Origin of the sequence: Silicimonas algicola (assembly GCF_003148765.1) — a bacterium.
GTDB lineage: Bacteria > Pseudomonadota > Alphaproteobacteria > Rhodobacterales > Rhodobacteraceae > Silicimonas > Silicimonas algicola.
This window is the reverse complement of sequence record NZ_QGGV01000001.1, coordinates 421826-445054: the sequence shown is the minus strand read 5'-3', so window position 1 is coordinate 445054 and position 23229 is coordinate 421826. Positions and strand designations below refer to the sequence as shown.

The 23229-nt window shown below is 65.8% G+C and carries 25 protein-coding genes; 8 read left to right on the top strand and 17 right to left on the bottom strand.

Translation table 11 applies throughout. The features are described 5' to 3' along the window. The 3 genes from C8D95_RS02240 to C8D95_RS02230 are packed head-to-tail and all read right to left on the bottom strand — an operon-like array spanning position 1 to position 2581. A complete protein-coding gene (locus C8D95_RS02240) occupies positions 1-978 on the bottom strand; it encodes a KpsF/GutQ family sugar-phosphate isomerase (RefSeq protein ID WP_241239790.1) in 978 nt (325 codons plus the stop codon). Further along, the gene (kdsA, locus tag C8D95_RS02235) at positions 975-1793 is read right to left on the bottom strand and encodes a 3-deoxy-8-phosphooctulonate synthase (protein WP_109757502.1); all 819 of its coding nucleotides are present in this window, start codon (positions 1791-1793) and stop codon (positions 975-977) included. The genes C8D95_RS02240 and kdsA overlap by 4 nt, the downstream gene beginning before the upstream one ends. Next, positions 1790-2581, bottom strand: a complete 792-nt coding sequence (locus tag C8D95_RS02230; RefSeq protein WP_109757501.1) for a 3-deoxy-manno-octulosonate cytidylyltransferase — start codon at positions 2579-2581, stop codon at positions 1790-1792. Before C8D95_RS02230 ends, kdsA begins: the two co-directional genes overlap by 4 nt. 80 nt (positions 2582-2661) lie before the next feature. Here C8D95_RS02230 and C8D95_RS02225 point away from each other — a divergent pair, with 80 nt between their 5' ends. Further along, positions 2662-3858: a mandelate racemase/muconate lactonizing enzyme family protein gene (locus C8D95_RS02225; protein WP_109757500.1), complete on the top strand. Its 1197-nt coding sequence runs from the start codon at positions 2662-2664 to the stop codon at positions 3856-3858. 3 nt (positions 3859-3861) lie between these two features. On the opposite strand, the gene C8D95_RS02220 is transcribed toward C8D95_RS02225, so the two are convergent. From C8D95_RS02220 to C8D95_RS02200, 6 genes are all read right to left on the bottom strand, one after another. After that, the gene (locus tag C8D95_RS02220; protein WP_109757499.1) at positions 3862-4563 is read right to left on the bottom strand and encodes an RlmE family RNA methyltransferase; all 702 of its coding nucleotides are present in this window, start codon (positions 4561-4563) and stop codon (positions 3862-3864) included. A gap of 48 nt (positions 4564-4611) precedes the next feature. After that, positions 4612-5202 carry a lytic transglycosylase domain-containing protein gene (locus C8D95_RS02215; RefSeq protein WP_109757498.1) on the bottom strand — a complete coding sequence of 197 codons (591 nt, stop codon included), beginning with the start codon at positions 5200-5202 and terminating at the stop codon, positions 4612-4614. Between the two features lie 92 nt (positions 5203-5294). After that, a complete protein-coding gene (gene gap / locus C8D95_RS02210; protein WP_109757497.1) occupies positions 5295-6296 on the bottom strand; it encodes a type I glyceraldehyde-3-phosphate dehydrogenase in 1002 nt (333 codons plus the stop codon). A gap of 19 nt (positions 6297-6315) precedes the next feature. Further along, positions 6316-6456 carry a hypothetical protein gene (locus C8D95_RS21900; protein WP_164721563.1) on the bottom strand — a complete coding sequence of 47 codons (141 nt, stop codon included), beginning with the start codon at positions 6454-6456 and terminating at the stop codon, positions 6316-6318. A gap of 56 nt (positions 6457-6512) precedes the next feature. Then, positions 6513-7148 (bottom strand): class I SAM-dependent methyltransferase, encoded by a 636-nt coding sequence (locus tag C8D95_RS02205; RefSeq protein WP_241239789.1) that lies wholly within the window; start codon positions 7146-7148, stop codon positions 6513-6515. Further along, positions 7145-8221, bottom strand: a complete 1077-nt coding sequence (locus C8D95_RS02200; RefSeq protein ID WP_109757496.1) for an Mrp/NBP35 family ATP-binding protein — start codon at positions 8219-8221, stop codon at positions 7145-7147. Before C8D95_RS02200 ends, C8D95_RS02205 begins: the two co-directional genes overlap by 4 nt. 237 nt (positions 8222-8458) lie before the next feature. On the opposite strand from C8D95_RS02200, the gene C8D95_RS02195 reads away from it, so the two are divergent. Then, on the top strand, positions 8459-8671 hold the full coding sequence (locus C8D95_RS02195; protein ID WP_109757495.1) for a DUF1127 domain-containing protein: 213 nt from the start codon (positions 8459-8461) through the stop codon (positions 8669-8671). A gap of 415 nt (positions 8672-9086) precedes the next feature. On the opposite strand, the gene C8D95_RS02190 is transcribed toward C8D95_RS02195, so the two are convergent. Together C8D95_RS02190 and C8D95_RS02185 are read right to left on the bottom strand one after the other, a co-directional pair. Next, complete coding sequence (locus C8D95_RS02190) at positions 9087-9779, bottom strand: FG-GAP repeat domain-containing protein (RefSeq protein WP_241239788.1); 693 nt, start codon at positions 9777-9779, stop codon at positions 9087-9089. A gap of 14 nt (positions 9780-9793) precedes the next feature. Continuing rightward, on the bottom strand, positions 9794-10117 hold the full coding sequence (locus C8D95_RS02185) for a 2Fe-2S iron-sulfur cluster-binding protein (protein ID WP_109757493.1): 324 nt from the start codon (positions 10115-10117) through the stop codon (positions 9794-9796). 143 nt (positions 10118-10260) lie between these two features. Here C8D95_RS02185 and C8D95_RS02180 point away from each other — a divergent pair, with 143 nt between their 5' ends. The 5 genes from C8D95_RS02180 (at position 10261) to C8D95_RS02160 (ending at position 13210) form a co-directional block, all read left to right on the top strand. Beyond that, complete coding sequence (locus tag C8D95_RS02180; RefSeq protein WP_109757492.1) at positions 10261-10641, top strand: OB-fold nucleic acid binding domain-containing protein; 381 nt, start codon at positions 10261-10263, stop codon at positions 10639-10641. 91 nt (positions 10642-10732) lie between these two features. Beyond that, complete coding sequence (locus tag C8D95_RS02175) at positions 10733-11320, top strand: hypothetical protein (RefSeq protein ID WP_109757491.1); 588 nt, start codon at positions 10733-10735, stop codon at positions 11318-11320. Between the two features lie 80 nt (positions 11321-11400). Then, the gene (fumC, locus tag C8D95_RS02170) at positions 11401-12792 is read left to right on the top strand and encodes a class II fumarate hydratase (protein WP_109757490.1); all 1392 of its coding nucleotides are present in this window, start codon (positions 11401-11403) and stop codon (positions 12790-12792) included. Further along, on the top strand, positions 12789-12965 hold the full coding sequence (locus C8D95_RS02165; RefSeq protein WP_109757489.1) for a DUF4169 family protein: 177 nt from the start codon (positions 12789-12791) through the stop codon (positions 12963-12965). Before fumC ends, C8D95_RS02165 begins: the two co-directional genes overlap by 4 nt. Then, the gene (locus C8D95_RS02160) at positions 12962-13210 is read left to right on the top strand and encodes a ribbon-helix-helix domain-containing protein (protein ID WP_109757488.1); all 249 of its coding nucleotides are present in this window, start codon (positions 12962-12964) and stop codon (positions 13208-13210) included. The genes C8D95_RS02165 and C8D95_RS02160 overlap by 4 nt, the downstream gene beginning before the upstream one ends. Before the next feature lie 12 nt (positions 13211-13222). On the opposite strand, the gene C8D95_RS02155 is transcribed toward C8D95_RS02160, so the two are convergent. The 3 genes from C8D95_RS02155 to C8D95_RS02145 form a co-directional block, all read right to left on the bottom strand. After that, positions 13223-14542: a cytochrome P450 gene (locus C8D95_RS02155; RefSeq protein ID WP_109757487.1), complete on the bottom strand. Its 1320-nt coding sequence runs from the start codon at positions 14540-14542 to the stop codon at positions 13223-13225. Continuing rightward, positions 14539-15810 carry a hypothetical protein gene (locus C8D95_RS02150; RefSeq protein ID WP_241239787.1) on the bottom strand — a complete coding sequence of 424 codons (1272 nt, stop codon included), beginning with the start codon at positions 15808-15810 and terminating at the stop codon, positions 14539-14541. The genes C8D95_RS02155 and C8D95_RS02150 overlap by 4 nt, the downstream gene beginning before the upstream one ends. Before the next feature lie 111 nt (positions 15811-15921). After that, positions 15922-16674 carry a cytochrome c biogenesis CcdA family protein gene (locus C8D95_RS02145; protein ID WP_109757486.1) on the bottom strand — a complete coding sequence of 251 codons (753 nt, stop codon included), beginning with the start codon at positions 16672-16674 and terminating at the stop codon, positions 15922-15924. A gap of 109 nt (positions 16675-16783) precedes the next feature. On the opposite strand from C8D95_RS02145, the gene C8D95_RS02140 reads away from it, so the two are divergent. Continuing rightward, positions 16784-17011: a sulfurtransferase TusA family protein gene (locus tag C8D95_RS02140; RefSeq protein WP_109757942.1), complete on the top strand. Its 228-nt coding sequence runs from the start codon at positions 16784-16786 to the stop codon at positions 17009-17011. 58 nt (positions 17012-17069) lie between these two features. Here the strand turns inward: C8D95_RS02140 and C8D95_RS02135 are convergent, their stop codons facing one another. The 3 genes from C8D95_RS02135 to C8D95_RS02125 all read right to left on the bottom strand — a co-directional run bounded on the left by C8D95_RS02135 (position 17070) and on the right by C8D95_RS02125 (position 23212). Next, positions 17070-19631, bottom strand: a complete 2562-nt coding sequence (locus C8D95_RS02135) for an Rne/Rng family ribonuclease (RefSeq protein ID WP_109757941.1) — start codon at positions 19629-19631, stop codon at positions 17070-17072. Positions 19632-20099: 468 nt separating this feature from the next. Beyond that, complete coding sequence (locus tag C8D95_RS02130) at positions 20100-21437, bottom strand: sigma-54-dependent transcriptional regulator (protein ID WP_109757485.1); 1338 nt, start codon at positions 21435-21437, stop codon at positions 20100-20102. Between the two features lie 17 nt (positions 21438-21454). Next, positions 21455-23212 carry a sensor histidine kinase gene (locus C8D95_RS02125; protein ID WP_109757484.1) on the bottom strand — a complete coding sequence of 586 codons (1758 nt, stop codon included), beginning with the start codon at positions 23210-23212 and terminating at the stop codon, positions 21455-21457. Between the last annotated feature and the right edge of the window lie 17 nt (positions 23213-23229).

Below are 23229 nucleotides of genomic sequence, written 5' to 3'. Positions count from 1 at the left end.
TCAGGCAGCGCCGCGGTTCAGGAGCCGCAGCATGGTGACGAGGCCGACGGGGCGGTCCGCCTCGGTCACGAAGGCGGCCGAGATGCGCTTCGCCTGAAGCGTCGCCAAGGCTTCGCCGACCAGCATGTCGGGCGACAGCCGCACCGAGCCGCGCGTCATGATCTGGCCCGCTGCCGTCTCGTGCAGCGCCTCGCGCATGGTGGCCCCCGCGGCCCGTTCGAGATAGCGGCGGATGTCGCCATCTGTGACGACGCCAGCCAATTGGCCCGCCTCGGTCACGCCGACGATGCCGTGACCCTTGGCCGAGACCTCGGCGATGGCGCGGATCACCGGCGCGTTGGCCTCGACCAGCGGCAGGGCGTCGGGACCATGCATCACCTCGTCTACCCGCTTCAGCGCCGCCCCGAGACGTCCGCCCGGATGGAACCCATGGAAATCCCGCGGATCGAGCCCCTTGCGCCGCAAAAGCGCCACCGCGAGCGCATCGCCGAGCGCCAGTTGCAGCAGCGTCGACGTCGTGGGCGCGAGGTTGTGCGGGCAGGCCTCGCGCACCTTGGGTAGCACGAGCGCCACCGTCGCGGCGCGGGCGAGCGTGCCGTCCTCCGCCCCCGTCAGCGCCACGATCGGTACGCCATGCCGCTTGGCGTAACCTATGACATCCGACAGTTCCTGCGTCTCGCCCGACCAGGACAGCGCCATGATGACGTCCTGCGGCGTCACCATGCCCAGGTCGCCGTGCGAGGCTTCGGAGGGATGCAGGAAGTAGGCCGGCGTCCCGGTCGACGCGAAAGTCGCGGCCAGCTTCCGTCCGATGTGCCCCGACTTGCCGAGGCCCGTCACGATCAGCCGGCCCTCGGCCCGGCCGATCAGGTCCAGCGCCGCCTCGATTCGATCCGCCATGCCGTCGATGGCCCCCGACAAAGCCGCCAGACCCTCGGCGTCGATGCCGAGCGCCTCGGCGACGTGCGCCGCCGTCACGGCTTCACCACCCGGTCGAGCGCCACGAGCGTCTCCAGAAGCCCCTCCATTGCGTCCAGCCGAACCATGTTCGGCCCGTCCGAGGGCGAGCGCGACGGCTCCTCGTGCGTTTCGATGAAGACCGCCGAGACACCTACCGCGACGGCGGCTCGCGCCAGCGACGGCACGAACTCGGCTTGCCCTCCCGAGGTCGTCCCCTGCCCACCCGGAAGCTGCACCGAATGCGTCGCGTCGAAGACGACCGGATAGCCCGTCCGCGCCATGATCGGCAGCGACCGCATGTCCGACACCAGCATGTTGTAACCGAAGCTGGCGCCCCGCTCGGTCAGAAGGATGCGCCTGTTGCCGGTGGTCTCGATCTTGTCGGCGATGTTCTGGACATCCCAGGGGGCAAGGAACTGGCCCTTCTTGACGTTGATCGCGGCCCCCGTCTCTCCCGCCGCCAGCAGGAGGTCGGTCTGGCGGCACAGAAAAGCCGGGATCTGGAGAATATCGACCGCCTCCGCCGCGACGGCGCATTGTCCCGTCTCATGGACGTCTGTCAGGACCGGGCAGCCGTACTCGTCCCGTATCTTCGACAGGATCGACAGCCCCTCGTGGATCCCCAGGCCGCGCTTGCCCTTCAGGCTCGACCGGTTCGCCTTGTCGAAGCTCGCCTTGAAGACGTAACCAACCCCGAGCCGCGAGGTGATCCCCGACAACTCCTCCGCAAGCATCCGCGCGTGATCGAGCGACTCGAGCTGGCAGGGCCCCGAAATCAGGACGAAGGGCAACTCCTGCCCGAAGGTGACGGAGCCGACGGCCACATCGGTCATGCAATGCCCTCGCGCCGCATGATGTCCTCGATCAGCGGAATGTCGGACGGGTTGTTCAGCTCCCAGAACGCCCTGCCCCGCGCCTCGACCTCGACGCAGCGGACCGGTACGCCGTTCTCGAGGAAGCGCAACTGCTCCAGCCCCTCGGCGGTCTCCAATGGCCCCATGTCCCAGGCCGCGTAACGGCGCAGCGCATCGGGCCGATAAGCATAGCATCCGACGTGGTGAAACACCGGGATGCCCGTCTCGGCGGCGCGGTCAGCGAAGGGGAGCACCTCCTTCGAGAAATAGATCGCCGTGCCGTCCTCGCGGAAGATCGCCGTCGTCGCCCCGACCCGGCCCGCCTTGCGATCGGCCCTAAGGGCTTCGAGGTGGTGAGGTTCGGTCCGCAGCACGGGGGTCGCCATCTCGACCGACGCATCCGCCATCGCCTCGACCAGCGCCTCGACATAGTGGGGCGGCGTCAGGGGTGCGTCGCCCTGAAGGTTCACCACCACGTCCGGCATCGACGGCAGAAGGTCCAGCGCCTCGGCGCAGCGCTCGGTGCCGTTGCGCGGCGCGTCCGACGTCATCAGCACCTCGGCCCCGAAGGCGCGCGAGGCCTCCGCGATCCGGTCGTCGTCGGTCAGGACATAGACCCCGTCGACGCCCGAGACCTCCCTCGCCGCGTCCCAGCTTCGCCGGATCAGCGAGCGCGCCTCGCCGGTCGCGCCGGTCAAAAGGGCGAGCGGCTTGCCGGGAAACCGGACCGAAGGGTAGCGCGCGGGGATCAGGATGACGCTGTGCAAGGGACCTTCCTTGAGTTACCCACGGGATTAGGGAAAATGCCCGTCCGGCGCAATGGGCGGGCCGTGGGGAGGGCCGCCCTATGCGCATCACCAAGCTCGAAACGATCCGCCTGGTCGAGAGGCCGAACCTGCTCTGGCTGCTCGTCCACACCGACGAAGGCATCACGGGCCTGGGCGAGACCTTCTACCACGCCCGCACGGTCGAGACCTACGTTCACGAGGTTCTCGCCCCCCGCGTCATCGGCCGCGACCCGCTTCAGATCGACGCCCTCTCGCGCGACCTCGTGGGATACATCGGCTTCCGGTCCTCGGGCGCCGAGGTGCGCGGCAACTCGGCTCTCGACATCGCGCTCTGGGACATCTTCGGCAAGGCGGCGGGAATGCCCGTAGCCCAGATGCTTGGCGGATTCACCAGACCCGTGATCCGGACCTACAACACCTGCGCCGGTCCCGAGTACATCAAGTCGACCGAGGGCCAGGTTTCGACCAACTACGGCGGCGGGCAGGATCTCGACGACCTCACGGGCTTTCTCACCCGCGCCGACGAACTGGCGCATTCCCTCCTCGACGAGGGCATCACGGCGATGAAAATCTGGCCCTTCGACATCGCCGCCGAACAGAGCCACGGCACCTACATCTCGGTCCCCGACCTGAAGAAGGCGCTCGAACCCTTCGAGAAGATCCGCCGCGCCGTCGGCGACAAGATGGACATCATGGTCGAATTCCACTCCATGTGGCAGCTTCTCCCCGCCATGCAGATCGCCAAGGCTCTGACGCCCTACGGCACCTTCTGGCACGAAGACCCGATCAAGATGGACAGCCTCTCGTCGCTCAAACGCTACGCCGAGGTGTCGCCCGCTCCCATTTCGGCCTCCGAGACGCTGGCGACGCGCTGGGGCTTCCGGGATTACATCGAAACCGGCGTCGCGGGCGTGATGATGCTCGACATCTCGTGGTGCGGCGGCCTGTCCGAAGCGAAGAAGATTGCGACGATGGCCGAGACCTGGCACCTGCCGGTCGCGCCCCACGACTGCACCGGCCCCGTGGTCCTCTGCGCCTCGACGCATCTGTCGCTCAACGCGCCGAACGCGGTTTTCCAGGAAAGCGTGCGCGCCTTCTATCGGACGTGGTATCGCGACGTGGTCACGGCGCTTCCCGAAGTGAAGAACGGCATGATCTCGGCACCGCCCGGCCCCGGCCTCGGGATGGAGTTGAACCCCGACCTCGACCGCGTCTTCACCGTCCAACGGCAGGTCAGCGACCGAAGCGGGTTCTGAGGCTCAGCCGCGGAAGCCCGTCGCGACCACGTATTTCTCCGAACTGTCGGACCGCGACGCAGGGGGCTTCACGTTGGCGACCTTCTCGAATCGCCTCTTGAGCGTCAGCTGAAGCTCGCCCTCGGCGCCGCCCGCAAGGACCTTGGCGACAAAGGTGCCGCCCTCCTCCAGCACGTCGAAGGCCAGCTCGGCCGCCGCCTCGCAAAGTGCGACGATGCGCAGGTGGTCGGTCTGCTTGTGGCCTGACGACGCCGCCGCCATGTCCGACATGACCACGTCGGCGTGGCCGCCCAGCCAGGCCTTCACCTTGTCGTCGGCCCCGTCCTCCATGAAATCAAGCTGGTGGATCTCGGCCCCGGCAATCGGCTCGACCTCCTGGAGGTCCACGCCGATCACTCGACCCTGCGCCTTGCCCGACTTCTGCCCAAGGGCGTTCACGCGCTCGACGGCAACCTGGCACCAGCCGCCAGGGGCGCACCCCAGGTCCACGACGCGCGCGCCGGGGACAAGGAAGCCGTACTTGTCGTCTAGCTCGACGATCTTGAACGCGGCGCGTCCGCGATAGCCCTCGGCCTTGGCGCGGCGCACGTAAGGGTCGTTCAACTGCCGCTCGAGCCACAGCGTCGACGACAGCTTCCGCCCCTTGGCCGTCTTGACCCGGACCCTCAGTTCGCGTTCGCCGCGCCCGCTCGTGTTCTTCGCCATGCTGCCTCTCTGCCCCGGGGACCCCTCCGAAGGCAAGGGCGCCGGCTGTCAGCCGCCCAAGATGGCGACGACGTAACCTTGTGTCTCGCGATATGGCGGAACACCGTTGTACTTCCGAACCGCGTCCGGTCCGGCGTTGTAGGCGGCAAGCGCCAGACGCCAGGATCGGAAGGTGCGGTACTGCTGCGCCAGGTAGCGCGCGCCGCCCTCCAGATTCTGCTGCGGGTCGTGCGGATTGACGTTCAACCGCGCCGCCGTACCCGGCATGAGCTGCGCAAGACCGATGGCGCCCTTGTGCGACAGGGCCTTCGGGTTCCACCCCGATTCTTGCGAGATCAGCCGCAGGAAGAGATCTTCCGGCACGCCATGACGCCGCGCCGTGGTCCGTGCGACGTCAAGGTATTCGCTTCGAGCCGACCCGGAGAAACGGGGAATGCGGTCATTGCCCGGCACGCCCGGGATCAGCACGTCCTGCGGTTTCAGCCTGACGGAATTGGCGTATTGCTGCGCCGCGCGGCTGTCGAGGATCGCCACCTGGCGCTTGAAAAGCTGCTGTCGCGACTTCGAGATCGCGGTCTCGGCGCCCACAGGCAATGCCAGAGATGTAGCCAACAGGGCCACGCCCAATGTCCGGAACATCTTTCCCCCCCGAACCAAATAACCCAAGCGAGCCTAGCGGGTCATGCGCCGCCGGGCAATGGCCCGGCCATTTTTGGCCGGGCCGACCGTCCTCAGATCAGCTTGCCCATGGCGACAGCAGTGTCGCTCATCCGGTTCGAGAAGCCCCATTCGTTGTCGTACCAGGTCAGGATGCGGACCATGTTGCCGTCCATCACCTTGGTCTGGTCCATGTGGAAGATCGACGAATGCGGGTCGTGGTTGAAGTCGCCCGACACGAGTTTCTCGTCGGTGAAGCCCAGGATGCCCTTCAGGTAGCCGTTCGCCGCCTCGCGGATCGCCTCGTTCACTTCTTCCACGCTGGTCGCGCGCGAGGATTCGAACACCAGGTCCACGACCGACACGTTCGGCGTCGGCACCCGGATCGCCACGCCGTCGAGCTTGCCCTTCAGTTCGGGCAGGACAAGACCCACGGCCTTCGCCGCACCCGTCGACGTCGGGATCATGTTCAGCGCCGCGGCGCGGGCGCGGTACAGATCCTTGTGCATCGTGTCGAGCGTCGGCTGGTCGCCCGTATAGCTGTGGATCGTGGTCATGAAGCCCTTGGTGATGCCGATGGTGTCGTTCAGCACCTTCGCGACCGGCGACAGGCAGTTCGTCGTGCAGGACGCGTTCGACACCACGATGTCGTCCGTCGTCAGCGTGTCGTGGTTGACGCCGTAGACGATGGTCTTGTCCGCGCCGTCGCCCGGCGCCGAGATCAGGACACGGCTCGAGCCGTTCTCGAGATGCGCCTGGCACTTCTCTTTCGAGGTGAAGATGCCGGTGCATTCAAGCACGATGTCGACGTTGCTCCACGGCAGGTCCGCAGGGTTCCGCATCGCCGTGACCTCGATCGGCCCGCGGCCCACGTCGATTGTGGTCTCGGTCGTCTTCACCTCGGCGGGAAAGCGGCCGTGGACGCTGTCGTAGCGCAACAGGTGGGCGTTGGTCTCGACGGGGCCCAGGTCGTTGATCGCCACCACCTCGATGTCGGTCCGTCCAGACTCGATGATCGCGCGAAGCACGTTGCGTCCGATCCGTCCGAATCCGTTGATTGCTACCTTGACTGCCACGGGGTCTCTCCTTCGTTAGTCACCGCCAGATTGCGACGAGATGGATCAGATCCAGGAATTTCCGCGCGAGATAGAGGCTAACCCCCCATCCCATGGCCCAGTCGAGCGCAAGGGCCGCAAGCACGAGCCCCGCCAGTCCAAGAGCGATCCGGTCGGTCATCGCGCGCCTTATCGCAAGAAGCGACGTTGGACGAAAGGGGGGAAAGCGCCTCGCCGTCAGTCCGCGCGCTTCCCTGCCAGCCACACGGTCGCGCCGCCGCAATCGGGGTCCGACACGACATGTTCGAGGATGTCGAAGCCGTGGAGGTCAAGAATGTCGCGGTACTCCGCCGTGTCCAGGCTCGCATGGTAAAGCGCCTCGCCCTCCAACCTCCCCAGAACCTCGCCGTCTTCCGTCCCGCTCGTGAACATCAGCGCCGCGCGCGGGAGCGCAAGGGTCTCAAGCCGGGCCAAAAGCGCGCGCTGGTCGTCACGGGGAAGGTGAAACAGGCTGTGCCAGGCGAGGATGCCGCCGAACGGCCCCTCGACCTGTAGCCGCCGCATGTCGCCCACGATCCACTCCGCCCCCGGCAGAGCCTTGCGCGCCTGTCCGATCATCGAGGCCGACCCGTCCACACCCGTCACCCCACATCCCCGCTCGATCAGGTAGCGCGCCATCGGCACGCCATTCCCGCACCCGAGATCGAGGACACGGCCGCCGTCGTTCGGCATCGCCGCAACGAAGGCATCGAGCCAGCGCCGCTCCATGAGAGCCGTGCTCCGAAGGGTTGGCCAGACCTGAGCTGCGCGGTCGTAGACATCCGCGACGCGTGCCGCCGCCTCGACCGTCGCGTCATCGCGCGCCAGGCTCACCCCATCCCACCGGCGATCAAACGCTCCGCCAGCCTTTCATAGGCCTCGGCCACAGGCCCGCCCTGCGTCACGACGGGCGCGCCGGCATCGCCCGCGATCCGGACGTCGATCGACAAGGGCAACTCGCCAAGGAAAGGCAGGCCGAGAGCCTGCGCCTCGGCCGCGACGCCGCCGTGGCCGAAGAGATGCGCCTCGTGGCCGCAGTTGGGGCACACGTAAGTGCTCATGTTCTCGATCAGACCCAGCACCGGCGTCTTCAGCGTGTTGAACATGTCGATGGCCTTCCGCGCGTCCAGAAGAGCCACGTCCTGGGGCGTCGACACCACGATGGCCCCTGTCAGCTTCGTCTTCTGGCAGAGCGTAAGCTGCACGTCGCCCGTGCCCGGTGGCAGGTCGACGAGGAGAACGTCAAGCTCGCCCCACTGCACTTGCCCCATGAGCTGCTGCATCGCGCCCATCAGCATCGGCCCGCGCCAGACCACGGCACGGGCCGGATCGACCATCAGGCCGATGGACATCATCGTCACGCCATGCGCGCGCAGGGGAATGATCGTCTTGCCGTCCGGCGAGGCGGGACGCTGGCTGACGCCCATCATCCTCGGCTGCGAGGGACCGTAGATGTCGGCGTCCAGAAGCCCGACCCGCCGCCCGGCGCGCGCCAGCGCCACAGCGAGGTTCGACGACACCGTGGACTTGCCCACGCCCCCCTTGCCCGATCCGATGGCGATGATCCGGTCGACGCCCGCCACCTTCTGCGGCCCGCCCTCCTGCGGCGTCGGATGCCCGCCGATCTTCAGCGAAGGCGCCTTGGGAGCCGAGGGCGAAGGCCCATGCGCCGTCAGAAGCGCCTGGACCGAAGTGACGCCCTCGAGGTCCCGCACCGCGGCTTCGGCCGCGCCCCGCGCAGCCTCGAGCAGTCGTGCGGCGTCAGCGTCAGGTGCCTCGATCACGAATCTGACCGCTCCGCCGTCGATGGTCAGCGCGCGAACCAAGTCGCGGGACACGAGGTCGCCCCCGCCGGGCACACCCACGGTTCCGAGCCTGTCAAGTACGACGCGGCGTTCGATTGTCATTTCGACCTCAACTTTCTTGCTGCTGATGCGAATTTCACCCGCCCTCGCCGCAACTGCAACCCGGTGAGGCAGAGTTGGCGAAAACTTAAGCATTCCGTAACCTTACGTCACTGTTAACGTATGACATTGCTGCATAGCGGCATTGCAAACGCGGGCATTGTGCAGGTGCAGCATTCGCTTATCTTCAATTCCAACGAACACGAGAGCGGGCCACCTCCCGCATGAAGGAATACGAAGATGAGCACAGTAAATGTGAACCACGACGCCCGCGACTTGGCCACCGGCCTTCCGGGCATCATCGGCGGCATGCGCCGCCGCTACGCACAGTACCGCACCTACCGGACCACGCTGGACGAGCTGCAGTCGCTGACCGACCGCGAGCTGAGTGACCTCGGTCTGCACCGGTCGGCCCTGCGCGGCGTCGCCTACAAGGCGGCCTACGAAGGATAGCTTTCGGGGACTCCACCTCCTCCCGGGGTCCCTGGAACCTGTGACGGCGCCTCTCCTCCTCCCTGGCGTCGTCACGCAAATACCGCCCGATGTCCTTGCGTGACGGGCAACAAGACCAGGGAACCCTCCTCCTCCCTTTGGGTTCTCTGCCTGGCGGCGGCGCCTCTCCTCCTCCCTGGCGCCGCCGCACAACCCATACCCGGTCGCGAGGCCGGGGTCGGAACAAGGAGCCCTCTCCTCCTCCCTGGGTTCTTTGTCCTACGCGGCGGCGCCTCTCCTCCTCCCTGGCGTCGCCGCACCAGACACCCGGCCCAAGCGGTCGGGACCGGAACAAGGGGCCCTCTCCTCCTCCCTGGGTCCTTTGTCCTCGGCGGCGGCGCCTCTCCTCCTCCCTGGCGTCGCCGCCACTTATCTTTCAGGGACAGGTCAGCGCGGCATCGAGGCTTGAGGGATCGCGATAGGGTCCAAGGGTCCGCGAGGAGAGATTGCGTCCGTCGAAGCGCAACGCCAGCAGCCGCGTCCAGTCGCCCGAGGCGACGATGATCTCGGGGGCCGCGCCGCAGGTCCGCACACCTCCCGGAATGAAATCCCAGCCGATCCGATGGTTCGTCGCGCCCTCCAGCGACGCGACCTCCCGAAAGGTCCCGCCGCCGAAGCGCCACACCCGCAACACCTTCGCAAGATGCGGCCGGTCGACGAAGGCAACCTCGATCGTCCCGTCGCCATCCAGATCCGCCGCCCCCACGGGCGCGAGCCAGCGGTGCGTCGCCCCGATGTGCGGCGTGGCGGCGATTTTGGCTAAACGCCCGCCTGTCATTCCATAGATCGCCAGTTGCGCCCCGCGCGGCGGATCGGTCTCGACGACCACCACCTCGGGAGCGCCGTCGCCGGTGACGTCCCAGAGACGCGGCATCGTGTCCTCGAACACGCGCCCGCCCTCGGGCAGCCGCACGCGGAACGCGCGGCCCCGATCGGTCTTCACCACAAGCTCGGAATACTCGACCGCATCGCCCAGGATGCCGTGGTCATAGTGCGTCACCGGTCCGTCGTAGCGCGCCGACTCGATCTCCTCCGCCCCCGCCGCGCCGGCGCACAATGCCAGCGTCAAAGCGACCGCGCGGATCAGATCTGCTTCTCCGGCATCTGCACGACCAGCCCATCCAGCTTGTCCGAGACCTTGAGCTGGCAGGTCAGCCGCGACCGCTTGGGATCGGGCTGATAGGCGAAGTCCAGCATATCCTCCTCCATCGCGTCGACGGCGGGCAGCTTTTCGACCCAGTCGGGATGGACGTAGACGTGGCAGGTCGAGCAGGCGCAGGCCCCGCCGCAGTCGGCCTCGATCCCCGGAATGCCGTTGTCGCGCGCGCCTTCCATCACCGTCAGGCCGTTCGGCACCTCGACCGTATGCTCGGTCCCGTTGTGCTCGATATAGGTGATCTTCGCCATGTGGCCTCCGTCGATTCGTCCTGCGCCGTTACCTAGGCCCTGTCCGCCGCCCATGCCAGTCCGAGCGCGACCTTTGCGCCCTGCCCACGCGCGGACGCCACAAAACTTGGCATTCCCACGCAAATGTTCTACATTCGTTCTCCATGACCGAACCCATCGTCCGCCCGCCCCAGTGGCCTCGCCCGCCCGCCTGCCTGCCGCACGACAGGCTGAACCTCCCGCCCAATGGGGCGCGCGTGGCGGTGGCCGGCCTCGTCCTCGTCCGCCAGCGCCCCGGCACGGCCAAGGGCGTGATCTTCCTGACCCTCGAGGACGAGACGGGCATCTCGAACATCGTCGTCTGGCGCAAGATGTACGAACGCTTCCGCCGCGCCGTCATCGCGGGCCGCTGCCTCAAGGTTACCGGCCGGGTCCAGCGCGACAGCGGCGTCACCCACGTCGTCGCAGAGCAGATCGAGGACATCTCCTGGATGCTCGACGACCTGATCCGGCCCTCGAAACCGCGCTGCGCCTACCAGCCCTGACCCGACGGAAATCTGCGGCGAACACGCTGACACCGCCTTTTCGCCACAATCGCCCGCCAGTCTGCCCCGGTCACGACCGGAGACCGCTGCCATGTTCTTCCGCGACCTCAAGCCCAAACCGGGCGCGATGCTCGACGTCACGCTGGCGCAGGTTCACCTGCCGGTGAAGCTTGGCCACCGCGACGCCGAAAAGCTCTACGCCGCGCCCCTGAAGGCTCAACTCGCCGCGGCGGGTCTCGGCACGGTCATCGACTGCCGCACGCGCACGCGCCCCACGGGCGAACCCCTGGGCGTCGACATGGCGCTCGGCCTCACCAGGGCGTCGCAGGCAGCACTGGCCACCGTGGCGGGGATGCTCGAATACCTCGCGGCGCCTTGCGGGTCGTCGATCCGCCTCGCCGACAGCGTCGACGAACCGATGGTCTTCGGCCGGACCGAGGGGCTGGAACTGTCGATCGCCAGCGACGCCGCCCCCGACGCCGACACACGCCGCGATCTCGCACTCCTCTGCAAGGAGGCGATCCAGCACATCGGCGTCAGCCGGGGATGGGACGCACGGCTCGACCGGACGCTCTTCTACTTCTACGGCGAGAACTACGCCGAGATGAAGGACAGCCTGTCGCGCGGCCTTGCCGAGCACCCGCGCTTCTCGCGCGCAAGCCTGCGCCGGATGGCCTGACGCGCGCCACCGGCCCGCCGTTGTCATATCTTCATGCCTTGCCTATAGCTCTCCTCGCCAGCCTGCCCGAGGAGACACGCATGACCCAGACCCGCACCGAAACCGACAGCTTCGGCCCGCTCGAGGTTCCCTCCGACCGCTACTGGGGCGCACAAACGCAGCGCAGCCTCCAGAACTTCCCGATCGGTTGGGAAAAGCAGCCGGTCGCGGTGGTGCGCGCCCTCGGCGTCATCAAGCAGGCCTGCGCCGAGACGAACAAGGCCAGCGGCAAGCTGAAGCCCGAAATCGCGGACGCCATGATCGAAGCCGCGAGAGAGGTCGTCGCGGGCAAGCTCGACGACCACTTCCCGCTCGTCGTCTGGCAGACCGGCTCGGGCACCCAGTCGAACATGAACGCAAACGAAGTCGTCTCGAACCGCGCGATCGAAATTCTCGGCGGCGAGATGGGGTCCAAGACGCCGGTTCACCCGAACGACCACGTCAACATGGGCCAGTCGTCGAACGATACCTTCCCGACCGCCATGCACATCGCGGTCGCGATGACCGCGCGCGACGTGCTGCTGCCCGGTCTCACCGTTCTGGCCGAGGGGCTGGAGGCGAAGTCGGAAGCCTTCCGCGACATCATCAAGATCGGCCGCACCCACACCCAGGACGCGACGCCGCTCACGCTCGGGCAGGAATTCTCGGGCTACGCGATGCAGATCCGGAACGGCATCAAGCGGATCGAGCTGGCGCTGCCCGGCATCTATGAACTGGCGCAGGGCGGCACGGCCGTCGGCACCGGGCTCAACACCGAAAAAGGCTGGGACACGACCGTCGCGGCGGGGATCGCCAGGATCACCGGCCTGCCCTTCGTCACCGCCCCCAACAAGTTCGAGGCACTCGCGGCCCACGACGCGATGGTCTTCATGTCGGGCGCGGTCAAGACGGTCGCGATGGCCGCCTACAAGATCGCCAACGACATCCGTTTCCTCGGCTCAGGCCCCCGCTCGGGCCTGGGCGAGCTGCTCCTGCCGGAGAACGAGCCCGGATCGTCGATCATGCCCGGCAAGGTCAACCCGACCCAGGCCGAGGCGATGACGCAGGTCTGCGCCCATATCCTCGGCAACGACGCGGCCATCGCCTTTGCCGGAAGCCAAGGGCATTTCGAGTTGAACGTCTACAACCCGATGATGGCCTACAACCTGCTTCAGTCCATGCAGCTTCTGGGCGACGCCGCCGACAGCTTCACGCTGCGGATGCTGAACGGCACCGAGGCCAACGTGGAACGCATCGACCGCCTGATGCGCGAATCCCTGATGCTGGTCACCGCGCTCGCCCCCACCATCGGTTACGACAACGCCACCAAGGTCGCCAAGACGGCCCACAAGAACGGCACCACCCTCCGCGAAGAGGCCGTGAAGCTGGGCTTCGTGGATGAGGAGACCTTCGACCGCGTCGTCCGCCCCGAGGACATGATCGGGCCGAAGTGACGGGCAAGGTCGTCAACCTGTCGAAGGCGCGCAAGGCGCGCGCCAAGGGTCAGGACAAGGCCCGCGCCGACGCGAACGCGGTCAAGTTCGGACGCACGAAGGGCGAGAAGGCGAAAGAGCGCGCCGAGGCCGACAAGGCAACGCGCGACCTCGACGGCCACGAGCGCGAGTGATGGGACGGCCGGTCAAGCACTCGCTGACGCTCAAAGGCCACCGCACCAGCGTGACGCTCGAGGACGAGTTCTGGCGCGCCTTCCGCGAGATCGCGAAGGAGGACGGTCGGGCGCTCAACGACCTCGCCGCCGAGATCGACGCCGCGCGCGATCCGGACACCGGACTTGCCTCCGCCATTCGCGTATACGTGCTCGGTCGTTACCTATCCGCGCACCGACGTGATACCGACGCAATACCGACGTAATACCGACGCGCCTCAGCGGGCCTCCGCCCGCAGCCGGATCCCGTCCCGCGACCTCACCGTCAGGTGTGCCACCGGCACCGGCGTTTCCATCGCCTCGAACCGGAAGCGCGCCATCAGAGCCGCTACCAGCACCGCCGCCTCGGCCATCGCAAAGCCCGCGCCCGGACAGACGCGCGGCCCGGCCGAGAACGGCAGCCAGGCCTCCCTGACAGGCGTCTGTCGGTCCCATCTCGACGGATCGAAGGTGTCAGGATCCTCCCACAAACGCTCATGCCGCCCCAGGTGCCACGGCGACAGAACCACCTGCGACCCCTTGGGCACGTCGCGGTCCCTGAACCTTTCGGCCTTCATCGTCTCGCGCACCATCATCGGCACCGGCGGATAAAGCCGCAGCACCTCGCGCAGCACGTTCCGCGTCGCTCGCATCCCGGATAGGGCAGCAAATTCAGGGCTCTGCATGAAGGCCTCGGCCTCCGCCGCGACGCGCTCGCCCCACTCCGGCGCCGCCGCCAGGCACCACAGTGTCCAACCCAGAAGGGCCGCACTCGTCTCGTGCCCGGCCAGAAAGAAGATCGCCACCTGGTCGATCATCTCCGTCGGTTCGAAGGTCTGGCCCGTCTCAGGATCCGCCGTCGTCATGATCTTCGTCGCCAGATCGTCCGGCGCCCTCCCGTCCCGGATCGCCACCTGCCGGTCCACGACAAGCGCCGCGATAGCCGCCCTGATCCGAGCCGCCCCGTCCCGCGCCGCCCTTGGATGACGCACCGGCCACCAGGGCAATAGCGCGGCCCCGATGGCGACCGGCTGGACGCGCTGGAAGTCCCTGAAAGCGCTGTATGTTTCCGCCGCGAGCCGATCCTCGATCGGGATCGAGAACAGCGTGCGGAAGATCACGTCCGCCGTCGCCCGACTCGCCATCGCTTCCACATCGACGACGCCCGGCACCACCCGCTCCACCGCAGCCTCCGCCGCCGCGAGCATGGCCGGAAAGCCGTCCCGCACCCTCCCCCCTTCGAAGGCCGGGTCGATGATCCGCCTCTGCCGCGCCCATTCCGCCCCGTTGGTCACGAAGACCGACCGTCCCAGAAGGGGTCGAAGCCCTCGTGTGACCCTCTCCGACTTCGGAAAATTCTCCGGCCGCCCGGTCAACACCTCGCGCACCAGGTCGGGTTCGTTCACGAGGAACGACCGGAAGAAGGGCGTCCGAAACTCCGCCATCCTGGCGTGGTACAGACGCCCAGGCTGCGCCGACAGGATGTCCCGCCGGAACAGACGCCAATAGCGCCACAGCGACACGCGCCCGGCCCTCGCCGCCGGTTTGGGCGGGATCATGTGATCGTCGAGGTGAAGCGCGAGGCCGGTACGTCGATGCGGCTGTTCGAGGACTGCCGCCCCTCGAACCTCTGACCAAGCGTCCTGGGACCTGCGGTGATGCGGAAATAGTCATAGTCGCCCGGCAGGTCGAAGGCGCAAAGATACTGAAAATGAAGGCGGAACCAGCGGCGGCGCAACTTCTGCTGCGTTTCCTCCGACAGGGTCTTGGTGAAGGCGGCCGAAATGATGATCGGCCACTTCTGTCCCCGAGCCGGTGCCACGCCGGACACCGAAACCGGGTCCGCCAGCGCGAAAGAACACCCGTCGCCGGGCGCCGACACGTCCAGCCAGACGATCCGTTCGGCGGTGGCGAGCATCCTGAGATCACGTCTGAGTCGTCGCGCCTCGGGCAGGAAACTGACCATCGGGATCACCTGGCCAAGCGTCAGTAGCGACAGCGCGGGACCTGTGTCCTGAAAGCGATTGGACCGCAGGATGTCCGCCACGAGCGACACCGCCATATGCGCGCCCGAGGAGTGGCCCACGATCAGCACCTCGTCCACATTCTCGCGAAGTGCGGCCTCGATCCTGTGCCGCCATTCGATCAGGCGGGCTTCGATCTCGTCGGGATAGGCGCCGCGTTTCCTGGCCGTGTAGGCGAAGTCGTTCATCAGGTAATAGGCGAAGGTTCGGTGATCCTGCGCCTTGAACCACCTCAGGGCCGCGACGACTAGCGGCAGGAAGATGACCCAGAAAACCGCGGACCCGATGATCGTCCAGGCGAGACTCGAGGGATCGCCGCCCAGTCCGACAAGCCCGGTCACGAAGGTTCCGGCCGCCGTCACCGTCCAGGCCGCCGCCCCCGCAATAAGCGCGGCGCCCAGAATAGCGATCAGAAGCTGGCCCAGGAGCATGAGGATCGGATAGAGCGCCGCAAACACGGGCCCCTTTGCCAGCCACGAGAGCCGCCGCAAGGTCCCCGTCGACAGATAGATCCACGCCGTCCGCAGCAGCGAAAGATAGGTGCCGAGAATTCCAGCCTTCATTGATGTCTGTACCAGGTCGTGCCAGACGAGCACGTCGATTCGGCTATGGACCAGGTGCCCCTCCATCTCGGCGCGGACCATCCAGCTTGTATCGGCACGGTCCGACTTCTGCTCGATCCGATAGCCCGAGATCACGGCCTGCTTCCGGCTTTCGGTCCGGTACAGTTCGCGATAGCGCCGTGGCGGATGGGGGTCGTAGCCGGGGATGTAAAACACCCGGCGCCGCGCCACGTGTGTCATGCCCCTGTGCATCATGGAGCAAAGCCTACGAAATCGACTTGCCTGCGGGAAGCGAAAAAAGCCCCGACTTCTGCGGGTTTCCGGGCAGTTTGGTCAACAAACCGAGCGACCTCAGCCCAATGTCTGCAGGACGGGGAAAGTCTCGTTCAGCCACCAGCTGAAATCGGTGAACTGGCCCGTCAGCATCAACAGGCCGACCGTCCAGAGAAGAAGGCCCATGATGCGTTCGATCCGCTCCATGTGCCGCTTCATCCAGGACATGACGCCGCCGAGTCGGGGAAAGAACGCCGCGACCAGCAGGAACGGAAGCCCTAGTCCGGCCGCATAGGCGGCAAGAAGGACCGTGCCCCGGGCCATGTCGGCCTCGGTCGCGGCGAGCGACAGGATGGCGCCCAGGATGGGACCGATGCAGGGCGTCCAGCCAAAGGCGAAGGCAAGGCCCAGGACATAAGCGCCGAAGGCCGATCCGCCCCGATCTCCCGCGTCGATACGCATCTCGCGATCCATGAAGCCGATCCGATAGACGCCGACAAAATGCGCGCCGAAGATCATGATGATGATGCCGGCGAAGGTGACGAACCAGTCCTGGTTCTCGAGGAAGAAACGCCCGAAGGCCGAGGCGGTGAAACCGAGGAACAGAAAGACCGTCGACAGTCCAAGGACGAAGAACAGCGCCGGACCAAGCGTCCGCCATCTCGCCGCCCGCTCGGTGCCCATCTGGGTAACCGATATCCCGCCCATGTAGGCGAGGTAGGGCGGCACGATTGGCAGGACGCAGGGGCTGAGGAAGGACAGCACGCCGGCCGCCAGCGCGACCAGGATCGCGGGCAGAAGGCTGGCGTCGAAGATGTCTATTCCGAACATTGCGGTCCCCTTGTGCCGTTATGTCCTAGACCATTGCGCGAGGCACGTCACCGAACGGCTTGTCACATCCCGGTGGACTTCCTGAAACATGGATCCTACCGATTTGCGCATGACCTACGATGACGACCTCGATGCAACCGGGCTTCTTTGCCCCCTGCCCGTCCTCAAGGCGGCGAAGCGATTGCGCGGAATGGCATCCGGCGCGGTCCTGAGAGTGCGCGCGGACGATCCCGCGGCGGTCATCGACGTGCCGCACTTTTGCGCGGAACAGGGGCACACGCTGATGTCTTCGGGCGATGCCGACGGCGTCCAGACCTATCTGATCCGCAAGGGCTGAACGGAAACGGCGCGAGGCCGATCGCCCCGCGCCGTTCCTCTTCAACACTCACGACGCCTCAGCGTCCGATGGACCACCAGCCGCGCTTCCGCGGTTTGTCGTCTGCTTCAGGCTCAGCGGCGGCAGGAGCGTCCGCTGCGGCCGTTTCGAGAACCGGCTCGGGCTCAGTTTCCTCGACCGCCGGGGGCGCGGGTTGTTCTTCCGGCTCGGGCGCCTGCTCGGATGTCGCGTCGGCCTCGACCGTTTCCTCCTCCGGTTCGACCTTCTTGCGACGGCTGCGCCGCCGCTTCGGTTTCTCCTCGGCCTCGGGTTCGGCATCTGGGGCCTCGGATGCGACCGCCGGAGCAGGCTCGGAGGCCTGCGATTCACCCTCGGGAGCGTCTTCCGGTGACGTATCCTTCTTCCGACGACGGGTGCGTTTGCGTTTCGGCTTCTCGGCCTCGTCCTCGGACGCCTCTATGGGCTCGGAGGCAGGGTCAGCCTGGGTTTCGCCGGCCGCCTCCGTGTCGTCGCTGTCGCTGTCGCTCTCGGTATCGGAGGACATGTCGGACGATCCGCCTTCGGCATCTCGACCATTGCCACGACGACGGCGACGGCGCCGACGCTTCTTTCGCGGGCGATCGTCTTCTTCGTCGGATTTGACCTCTGGCGCTTCTTCGACCTCTTCCTCTTCGGCCTCCTCGACGAGGTCCTCCTCGTCGATCTCGTCCATCAAGGATGTGTCGACAGATATAACCGGCAGAAGGACCGCCTCGACCTTTCGGGTCGCTGTCTTGAACTTCTCGATTGTGAAGTCAGGCGAGATCAGATGCGGATCGGCCTCGACGCGGACGGCCATGCCGTAACGCACCTCGATCTGCGCGATGTGTTCCCGCTTGAAGTTCATCAGGAAGTTGACGATCGCGACGGGCGCCTTGACGAGCACCTCCTTCGACCGGCCCCGCACGCCTTCTTCCTCGAGTTGGCGCAGGATCGTCAGACCCACGCTGTCGTTCGAGCGGATAAGGCCCGTGCCGTGGCACGAGGAGCACGGCTGGGTCGACGCTTCGAGCATCCCGGGACGCAGGCGCTGGCGCGACATCTCGAGAAGGCCGAAGCCCGAAATGCGGCCGACCTGAATGCGGGCACGGTCGGTCTTGAGCTTTTCCTTGAAGCGCTTCTCGACGGCGGCGTTGTTCTTCCGCTCTTCCATGTCGATGAAGTCTATGACGATCAGTCCGGCGAGGTCGCGCAGGCGAAGCTGGCGCGCCACTTCCTCGGCGGCTTCGAGGTTGGTCTTGAGTGCCGTCTCCTCGATCGAGCCTTCCTTGGTGGCCTTGCCCGAGTTGACGTCGATTGCGACCAGCGCCTCGGTCACGCCGATAACGATATAGCCGCCCGACTTGAGCTGGACGACCGGGTTGAACATGCCGGCCAGATAGCTCTCGACCTGGAAGCGGGCGAAGAGCGGCATCGGGTCGTTGTAGAACTTCACGTTCTTGGCGTGGGACGGCATGATCATCTTCATGAAGTCCTTGGCGGTGCGGAAGCCGCCCTCGCCCTCGACCATCACCTCGTCGATTTCGCGGCTGTAGAGGTCGCGGATCGAGCGCTTGATGAGGTTGCCTTCCTCATAGATTTTCGCCGGCGCGATCGACTTCAGGGTCAGTTCGCGGATCTGCTCCCACAGACGCTGAAGATATTCGTAGTCGCGCTTGATCTCGGACTTCGTGCGCTTGGCGCCCGCCGTGCGAATGATGAGACCGGCGCCTTTGGGCACCTCGATTTCGGCTGCGATCTCTTTCAGCTTCTTGCGGTCGGCGGCCTGGGTGATCTTGCGGCTGATGCCGCCGCCCCGCGCCGTGTTCGGCATCAGGACGCAGTAGCGGCCGGCTAGACTGAGGTAGGTGGTCAGGGCGGCACCCTTGTTGCCGCGCTCCTCCTTCACGACCTGCACAAGCAGGATCTGGCGGACCTTGACGACCTCCTGGATCTTGTAGCGGCGCTGACGCTGCTTGCGGGGTCGGCGGATGTCCTCGGCGGTGTCGTCGTCCGATACGGCTTCGATGGACTCGTCCTTCTCGGCGGCATCGTCCATCGCGACATAGGGCTTCGAATCGTCGCGGGGGGGAGAGGGCAGGTCGTCTTCGACGTCGTCCTCGTCGTCGAGGTCCACCACGTCCATGCCTGGGATCGTGGGCGAAGCGTCGTGCTCCTCGTCCCCGTCGTCGGATTTGGACTCGTCAACTTCGGCCGTCACCGACTCGCCGGTGCCCGAAGCCTGTTCGGGAGAAGGTTTGCGGCGACGTCGGCGGTTGCGGGGCTTTTCTTCCTCGGCGGCCTCGGCCTCGGCCATCGCCATTTCCTCGGCGAGAAGCGCTTCGCGGTCCGCGACGGGGATCTGGTAGTAGTCGGGGTGGATCTCGGAAAAGGCGAGGAACCCGTGGCGGTTGCCGCCGTAATCGACGAAGGCGGCCTGAAGCGAGGGTTCGACCCTCGTGACCTTCGCCAGGTAGATGTTGCCGCTCAGTTGGCGCTTGTTTTCCGACTCAAAGTCGAATTCCTCGACCTTGTTCCCGTCGCACACCACGACGCGGGTTTCTTCCGCGTGGGTGGCATCGATCAGCATTTTCTTTGACATCATGACTTTCCGCGCAAGCCAAAGCCCTGCCGGGTGGTGACAGGTCCATGATCTTGCGGCTATTTGGGGCGAAGCGACGTGACGTGGCCAAGCGATGCTTGCCCGTCTCAGACGGGGTAAACTTGCGTCCATCCCACGCGAACGTCATCGCGGTTCTTCTCCGACGTCCCGGGGGACGCCCGTTCATGGCCCGGCGGTCGGGTGTACCTCCGCACGGGCAATTCCTAAATGTGGCCGGTGAGGCCTTTGCTGGACCAGGCACAGCTAAGAAGCGGTAACCTTCTGGAACAGCGAAACTTTCTTGCGACCCCTAGGCAGATGCCCATGATCGGAGCGCGGCGCCACCATAAGGGCGGAGACGCGCCAATTACAATGGCGAAATTCCGTTCTGCCCAAGATGCCGAAAACGCAGGCCGACGAGCGCGAGACGACGGCACGCGGCGAGGCCGCGCGCCGTCCGCTTGCCTGTCAGAGATAGTCGGCGCGCTGAAGGCTGTACTTCGCCATCTTCTCGTTCAGCGTCCGGCGCGGAAGGCACAGCTCTTCCATCACATTGACGATCGAACCGCGGTGCCGCCGCATGGTGTTGTCGATCAGCATCTTCTCGAACGCCTCGACGTAATCCTTGAGCGGCTTGCCCTCGGTCGTGACCGTGAAGTCCGCAGCGGCCTCGTTGTCGGCCATCAGAAGCGAGGCGATGGTCCCCGATCCGCGTCGCGACTGCAGGACGGCGCGCTCGGCGATGTTGACGAGCTGGCGGATATTTCCCGGCCAGGGAGCCTGAAGAAGCTGCGCGGCCTCCTGAGCCGAGACTTGGGGGGCGTCACATCCATATTCGTCGGCGTACTGGTCAGAGAACTGCTGGAACAGCATGAGGATATCCTCGCCGCGCTGGCGAAGCGGCGGAATGGTGATCTTCATGGCGGCCAACCGGTAGAACAGGTCGGGACGCAGTGCGTCTTCGCAGGTCCGCCCAGGTTCCTGAAGGTTGCAGATTGCGACGATCCGCGTCTCGGCAGGCGTCCCCTGCTCGTTCATCCAGGACAAGAGCCGGGCCTGAAGCTGCATCGGAAGGGATTCGATGTCCTCGAGCACCAGAGTACCGCCGCGCGCTTCTTCCAGAAGTGGCAGCGGAGCGCCGTCCTCTGCCGGCCCGAACAGCCGCGATGCGAGAATGCTTTCGTCATGCGCGGCGCAGGAGAACAGCACAAACTTCTTCCCGGCCTTCGCGCCGACCGCGTGAAGCGCGTGCGCCACGAGCGTCTTGCCGGTGCCCGTCTCGCCCTCGATCAGGACATGGCCGTCTGCCTGACCGAGATCGAGGATGTCCTCCCGCAGGCGCTCCATTGCGGGCGAAGTGCCGACGAGCTTTTTCATGATCCCCGAACCGCCATCAGACAGTTCGCGCCGGAGCGCCCGGTTGTCGAGCGTCAGGCGCCGCGCGTTCGCGGCCTTCTTGGCGAGCTCGGTCATCTTGTCCGGGTTGAACGGCTTCTCGAGAAAGTCGAAGGCGCCGACCTGCATCGCCTGCACCGCCATCGGCACATCGCCATGACCGGTGATCATGATCACCGGCAACGCGCTGTCGACGCTCATCAGCCGCTTGAGGAAGGACATGCCATCCATTCCGGGCATCTTGATGTCGCTGACGACGACGCCCTGAAAGTCGGGCGACAAGGCTTTCAGCGCGTCTTCCGCACTACCGTAGGTTTCGGTGTCGAAACCGGACAGGGACAGCCACTGGCTGATCGACTGCCGCATGTCCTGTTCGTCGTCGACAATGGCGACCTTCATCGTCTGACCCATGGGTCTCACTCCGTTTGTCATTCCGCCGCTTCCGCGCTCTGGCTGACGAGCGGCAGGGTTATTTCAAATACAGCCCCGCCATTCCGGCCATTCCTCGCGGTGAGCCGACCGCCAAGGTCGTTTACGATCCCGGATGAAATGGCAAGTCCCAGGCCGACCCCGTCACCGGGAGACTTGGTGGTGTAGAAGGGTTCAAACAAGCTCTCCAGATCCTCGATGCCGCTGCCGTTGTCACGGACCGTCACGACGACGTCATCCCCGACGGTGACGAGGATCTTCACTTCCGGGCTCTTGATGCCCTTGGTCGCGTCGAGCGCATTTCGCAAGAGATTGACCAGTACCTGCTCGAACCGGATCCTATCCGCCCGAACATAGACCGAGTTGCGGGGGAGCGATATGCTCATGTCGACGTCGCCCCTGCGAAGCTGGGGCTCCATCATAGACAAGGCGGACGAGACGGAGTCCCTCACGTCAATGATTTCAAAGGCATCGCCACCCTTCCGAGCATAGGATTTCAGTTGGCGCGTGATCGCCCCCATCCTTTCTATCAGGTCGTCGATGCGCTGAAAGGATGACAACGCCTCGTCCGCCCGACGCCGCTGAAGAAGAAGTTTTGCGCCGGCGAGGTAGGTCTTCATCGCAGCGAGGGGCTGGTTCAGTTCGTGGCTAACGGCTGCCGACATCTCGCCCAAGGCCGCAAGTTTCGAGGATTGCTGAAGCGTCTGCTCGGCGACTTCGAGGTGTCGTTCCGCCTTTTCACGCTCGGCGATTTCCCGCTGGAGCGCGGCATTAAGCTGGCGAAGTTCAGCCGATTCCCGCTGGAAGATGACGAGGCGGGACGTGGCTTTCCGGCTGACCAGGTAGAAGGCCATCGCCATGAGGATCGCGAATCCCATGATTTCCAGGGCGAGAACCGCGTTCACCCTCTCGCGCACACCCGCATAGGTCGTGAAACTGGCGATCTTCCAGCCCTGGAACCCGATCCGCGCCTCCTGCCGCATGACCGCCTCGCCCTGAAGGTAGGCATCCGCCGGCAAGGCACCCCACCTTGCCGTGGCCCGGAAGGCGCGCTCGATCGCCGAGGGCACCGAGCGGACGGCAAGTGCCTCCTTCTCGGTCAGACCGCGCCAGCGGGCTTCGGTCGCAAGGATGATCGTGTCCTCGCTATCCGACACGATGACGGCATCGGTGAACCCGGCCCAGGACGTCTCGAATTTCTTCAAGTCGACCTCGACCATGATGACGCCGATCAGCGTGCCCTGCGCTTCGATCCGGCGGGAATAGGCAAAGACGCGACCGCCTGCTTCGAGAAGGCTTGTGGTGAAGACCGTGTCGTTCGACCTCGTGGCCTCGATGAAATAGGGCTGGGCCTTGTGGATCGAGCCGAGCAGCGAACGGTCCGTGGCCGCCACGGCACGTCCCTCGGCATCCATGAGGAGCATCCCCTCGGCGCCGATTTCGTCGCGGTATTCGATCAGACGCTGCGAGCTTTGCGAGAAGTCATCCGAGTTGAGCGCCCCGATCAGCGTCGGATCCCGTGCCAGAAGTTGCGGGACGATCTGATTGCGCTGAAGCTCCGACAGGATGTTCCCGGAATAAAGCGCCAGGCGCACCTCGGCGCGGGACCGCGTCGTCTCGGTGAAGCGAAGCATCAGGTACTGGTTCGTCCACAGGATCACAGCGGCGGCGATCACGACAAGAAGCGCCATGAGGTATCGGACGCGCCGAGGCGTGCTTTCGGAGCGGAAGTCGCCCTGTTTTGGCGGTGTCGTCATGGAACGAATGTATGCGG